We start from the raw sequence: 5,281 nt of genomic DNA, 5'->3' as shown, positions 1-5,281 counted from the left end.
TCTCGCTGGAGGACGCCTGTGCTTTGGTGGCGGCGCGTGCGCGGTTGATGCAGGCGCTGCCTGCGGGCGGTGCGATGGTGGCTGTGCAGGCGGCGGAGGGTGAGGTTTCCGTGCGGCTGGTGGACGGGGTGTCCCTGGCGGCGGTCAACGGCCCGGAGTCGGTGGTCATCGCCGGGGACGAGACCGAGGTGCTGCGCATCGCCGAGGGGTTCGCGGCGGAGGGACGCAAGACGCGGCGGCTGCCGGTGAGCCACGCGTTCCACTCGCCGCTGATGGAACCGATGCTGGACGACTTCCGGCAGGTCGCCGAGGGGCTGTCGTACAGGACGCCGGGTATCCCGGTGGTCTCGAACGTGACCGGTGGCCTCGCTGCCGGGGAACTGATCTGTTCGGCGGAGTACTGGGTCCGGCATGTCCGGGAGACGGTGCGCTTCGCCGACGGCGTCCGCGCTCTCGCCGCGGAAGGCGCTTCGGTCTTCCTGGAGCTGGGCCCGGACGGTGTCCTCACCGCCATGGCCCAGCACACCCTGGACGGCACACCGGTCGTGGTCCCCGCCCTGCGGAAGGACCGCTCCGAGGAACAGGCCCTCCTGACCACTCTCGCGCGGCTGCACGTGGCGGGCGTCGGGGTGGACTGGACCGGCCTCTTCGCCGGTACCGGTGCCCGCCGCGCCGACCTGCCCACCTATCCCTTCCAGCACCAGCGCTACTGGCCGAAGCCGGCCGTCCCGGCGGGCGACGTGTCCGCCGCGGGCCTGATGCCCGCCGGGCACCCCTTGCTGGGCGCGGCGCTGCCGCTGGCGGACGCCGCCGAGACGCTGTTCACGAGCCGGCTGTCGCCGCGCACACACCCCTGGCTGCTGGACCACGTGATCGACGGCGTGCCCGTCTTCCCCACCGCCGGATTCCTCGAACTGGCCTTCCGGGCGGGTGACCTGACCGGCTGCGACCGGGTCGGCGAACTCTCCTTCGCCGAACCCCTCGCCCTGGCCGACGACGTTCTCCTTCAGGTGCGGGTCGGTGCCCCCGACGCGGAGGGCGCGCGCCCGGTGCGCTTCCACGCGCGGGCCGCGGACGCCGCGGACCAGGCGTGGACCGAGCACGCGAGCGGCGTACTGCTGGGCTCAGCGGCGTCGGCAGCGGATTTCGACGCCCCGGTGTGGCCGCCCAGCGGTGCCGTGGCCGTGGACCCGGAGGACTTCGCCGGGGAGGACGAGCACGGCCCGGCGCTTGGGACCGTGCGCGCGCTCTGGCGCCGGGGCGACGAGACCTTCGCCGAGGCCGCACTCCCGGAGCAGGCGGACGACGCCGGGGCCTTCGGACTGCACCCGGCGCTGCTGGAGGCGGTGACCCGGGCGACCGGGGGCGACGACGGCATGGCGCCGTCGTCGTGGAGCGGGGTGTCGCTGCACGCGAGTGGCGCTTCGGCGGTGCGGATACGGATCGTCAAGACCGGCGAGGACGCGTACTCCGTCGCCGTGGCGGACGCCGAGGGCGCGCCGGTCCTGACGGCCGACGCGCTGGTGGTGGGGGCCCGCAAGACCGTACGGCGGTCCGCGCAGGAAGGCTCGCTGCTGCGGCTGGAATGGGTGACGGCCCCGGACGTACGGGTCTCCGGCGAGGCGCGGAGCGTGACGCTCGGCGCGGCGGGCCTGACGTCGCTGGAGGAGGTCCCGGATCTGGTCGTGGCCCCGGTCCCGGGTACGGGGGACGACGTGCCCGCCTCCGTGCACGAACGCACCGCCCAGGCCCTGAGCCTGGTGCGGGAGTGGCTGGCGGAGGATCGGTTCGCCGCGTCGCGGCTGGTCTTCGTGACCCGCGGCGCGATGTCCGGCGACGATCTCGCCGGTGCCGCGGTGTGGGGGCTGGTGGGGTCGGCGCAGTCGGAGCACCCGGGCCGGTTCGTCCTGGTGGACGCCGAGGCCGGGGACGTCGCGGCCGTGCTCCGGGCCCTGCCGGGTCTGTCGGCTTCGGGCGACGACCGGTTCCTCGTACGCGAAGGCGCCGTGCACGTCGGCCGGTTGGCGCGGGAGACGGCACAAGACGGGTCGGCATCCGCCGCGCCCGCCTGGGACGCGGACGGCACGGTGCTGATCACCGGTGGCACCGGCGGCCTGGGCGGCGTACTGGCCCGCCATCTCGTGGCCGGGCGCGGCGTGAAGCACCTGACGCTGGTGAGCCGCCGGGGCGAGGCCGCCCCGGGCGCGGCCGTACTGCGCGAAGAACTGACGGCCCTCGGCGCCGTCGTGGCCGTCGCGGCGTGCGACGTGGCGGACCGCGACGCGGTCGCGCGGCTGCTCGCGTCCCTGGACCGTCCGCTGACCGCCGTCGTCCACACGGCGGGTGTACTGGACGACGGCGTGGTCACCTCGCTGTCCGCGGACCGCTTGTCGGACGTGCTGCGCCCGAAGGCGGACGCGGCCTGGCACCTGCACGAGCTCACGCGGGAGAAGGAACTCGCCGCCTTCGTCATGTACTCCTCGATCTCGGGTGTCCTGGGCAGCGCCGGCCAGGGCAACTACGCCGCCGGCAACGCCTTCCTCGACGCGCTGGCCCGCCACCGCGCGGCGCGCGGTCTGCCCGCGCAGTCCCTGGCCTGGGGCGCGTGGGCACAGGGCAGCGGCATGACGGGCACCCTGTCCGGGGCGGACATGCGGCGCATCGCCGCGTCCGGGGTGCCGCCGCTGTCGGCCGGACAGGGGCTGGCACTGTTCGACGCGGCCACCGCGTCGGGCGGGACGCACCTCGTGCCGGTCGGCCCGGTCGCCACGGGCACGCGCGTCCCCGGCGAGGTGCCGCCGCTGCTGCGCGGCCTCCTCAAGGGAGTCCGGCGCACGGCGGCGGGCGCCACGGGTGGTGCCGGGGCCGCCGCTACGTTCGGCCACCGGCTGCGGGAGGCACGGCCGGAGGAGCGCACGCGCCTCGTGACCGAACTCGTACGGGCCGAGGCGGCGGCCGTGCTGGGCCATGCGTCGCCCGGCGCTGTGGACGCACGGCGGGAGTTCCGCGACCTGGGCTTCGACTCGCTGACCGCGGTCGAGCTCCGCAACCGGCTCACCGCCGCGACGGGCCTGCGCCTGTCCGCGACCCTCGTGTTCGACTACCCCAGCCCCACCGTGCTCGCCGCCCACCTCGTTCCGCAGCTCGTGGACGAGGCCGTGGCCGACGCCGGCTCCGCACTCCTCGCGGACCTCGCACGGATCGACTCCGCGCTCACCGCCGGCGAGCTGGACGCCCGTACCAGGTCGGCGGTTTCCAGCCGGCTGTTCCAGATGCTGGAGAAGTGGCGAGGAGCCGGGGCGGAGGCCGGCGGCGCCCAGGTCGCCGAACGGATCGAAGCGGCCGGCACGGATGAGATCTTCGCCTTCATCGACAACGAGCTCGGCCGTCACAGCGCTCGCTAGCCCGGCCTCCACATTTCACAGGGAAGGTTTCTCGTTATGCCTGAAGACAGCAAGCTCGTTGACTACCTCAAGTGGGTCACGGCCGATCTGCACCAGACCCGCCAACGGCTGCTGGAGGCCGAGTCCGGCAAGCAGGAGCCCATCGCCATCGTCGGAATGTCCTGCCGGTTTCCGGGCGGAGTGCGGACCCCGGAAGAATTCTGGGAGTTGCTGCACGAGGGCCGGGACGGCATCTCGGACTTCCCCACGGACCGCGGCTGGGACCTCGGCCTCCTGACGGGCGACGGTGACGGCGTCCGTGACGGAGACGGAACGCGTACGCCGGCCGAGGGCGGCTTCGTCGACGCCGCCGCCTTCGACGCCGGCTTCTTCGGGATCTCGCCGCGCGAGGCCGTGGCGATGGACCCTCAGCAGCGGCTGCTGCTGGAGACCTCCTGGGAAGCCCTGGAGCGGGCCGGCATCGACCCCGATTCCCTGCGGGGCAGTGAGACCGGTGTGTTCGCCGGTACGAACGGCGTCGACTACGTCGGCGTCGTGATGAACTCCCGTGAGGACGTCGAAGGCCATGCCAGCACCGGCCTTGCGGGCAGCGTCCTCTCCGGCCGGATCTCCTACAGCTTCGGCCTGGAGGGGCCGGCGGTCACCGTTGACACCGCGTGCTCGTCCTCCCTCGTCTCGCTGCACCTGGCGGCCCACGCGCTGCGCTCGGGCGAGTGCTCGCTGGCGCTGGCCGGCGGTGTGACGGTGCTGTCGAGCCCGATGAGCTTCGCCGGGTTCGGCCGGCAGGGCGGGCTGGCGGCGGACGGCCGCTGCAAGGCGTTCGCGGATGCGGCCGACGGCACGACCTGGTCCGAGGGCGCAGGCGTCCTCGTCCTGGAACGCCTTTCCGACGCGCAGCGCAACGGGCACGCGATCCTGGCCGTCGTCCGCGGCTCGGCGGTGAACCAGGACGGCGCCTCCAACGGCCTGACGGCACCGAACGGCCCGTCACAGCAGCGCGTGATCCTGCAGGCGCTGGCGAACGCCGGGCTGTCGGCGTCCGAAGTGGACGCCGTCGAGGCCCACGGCACGGGCACGACGCTCGGCGACCCCATCGAGGCGCAGGCGCTGCTGGCCACGTACGGGCAGGACCGTGACCCCGGGCACCCGCTGCGGCTGGGATCGGTCAAGTCGAACATCGGGCACACACAGGCCGCGGCGGGCGTGGCGGGGATCATCAAGGTCATCCTCGCGATGCGGCACGGCGTGCTGCCGAAGACGCTGCACGTGGACGCGCCGTCGTCGCACGTGGACTGGTCGTCCGGCGCGGTCGAGCTGCTGACCGAGGCCGGGGCGTGGCCCGAGGTGGACCGGCCTTGGCGGGCGGGCGTGTCGTCGTTCGGGATCAGCGGTACGAACGCCCACGTCGTCATCGAGCAGGCGCCGGCCGCCGAGCGGCCCGCCACCGAGGACGAGCCGAAGATCTCGCCGGCCGCCGTGCCGTGGCCGGTCTCCGCCGCGTCCGAGGCCGCGCTGACCGCGCAGCTGGAGCGGATCTCCGGGCTGACCGGCCCGTCCCCGCTCGACGTGGGATTCTCCCTGGCGACGTCCCGGGCACATCTGGAGCACCGCGCGGTCCTGCTGGTGGGCGAGGACGGGACCGCCGAGGTCGCGCGCGGCGTGGCCGGGGACGTGGCCGGGAAGTGCGCGATGCTGTTCTCGGGTCAGGGTGCCCAGCGGGTGGGCATGGGCCGGGAGCTGGCTGCGCGTTTTCCGGTGTTCGCGGAGGCGCTGGACGGGGTGCTGGGGCATTTCGACGGTGAGCTGCGTGAGGTGATGTTCGCCGATGCGGAGCGGTTGGACGCGACGGGGTTTACGCAGCCGGCGTTGTTCGCGGT

Annotated in this window: 2 protein-coding genes; both read left to right on the top strand. The window is 74.0% G+C overall.

Annotation, left to right across the window (positions count from 1 at the left end; translation table 11 throughout):
- A partial coding sequence (locus tag IF61_RS0131650) for a type I polyketide synthase (RefSeq protein ID WP_043191699.1) occupies window positions 1–3,404 on the top strand: 3,404 nt, incomplete at its 5' end.
- Between the two features lie 36 nt (window positions 3,405–3,440).
- On the top strand, window positions 3,441–5,281 hold a 1,841-nt coding region (locus tag IF61_RS0131645), incomplete at its 3' end, for a type I polyketide synthase (protein ID WP_030369997.1).

The sequence above is a fragment of the Streptomyces roseoverticillatus genome, assembly GCF_000719265.1.
Classification (GTDB): Bacteria; Actinomycetota; Actinomycetes; order Streptomycetales; family Streptomycetaceae; genus Streptomyces; species Streptomyces roseoverticillatus.
This window is presented reverse-complemented; position numbering and strand designations above follow the sequence as displayed.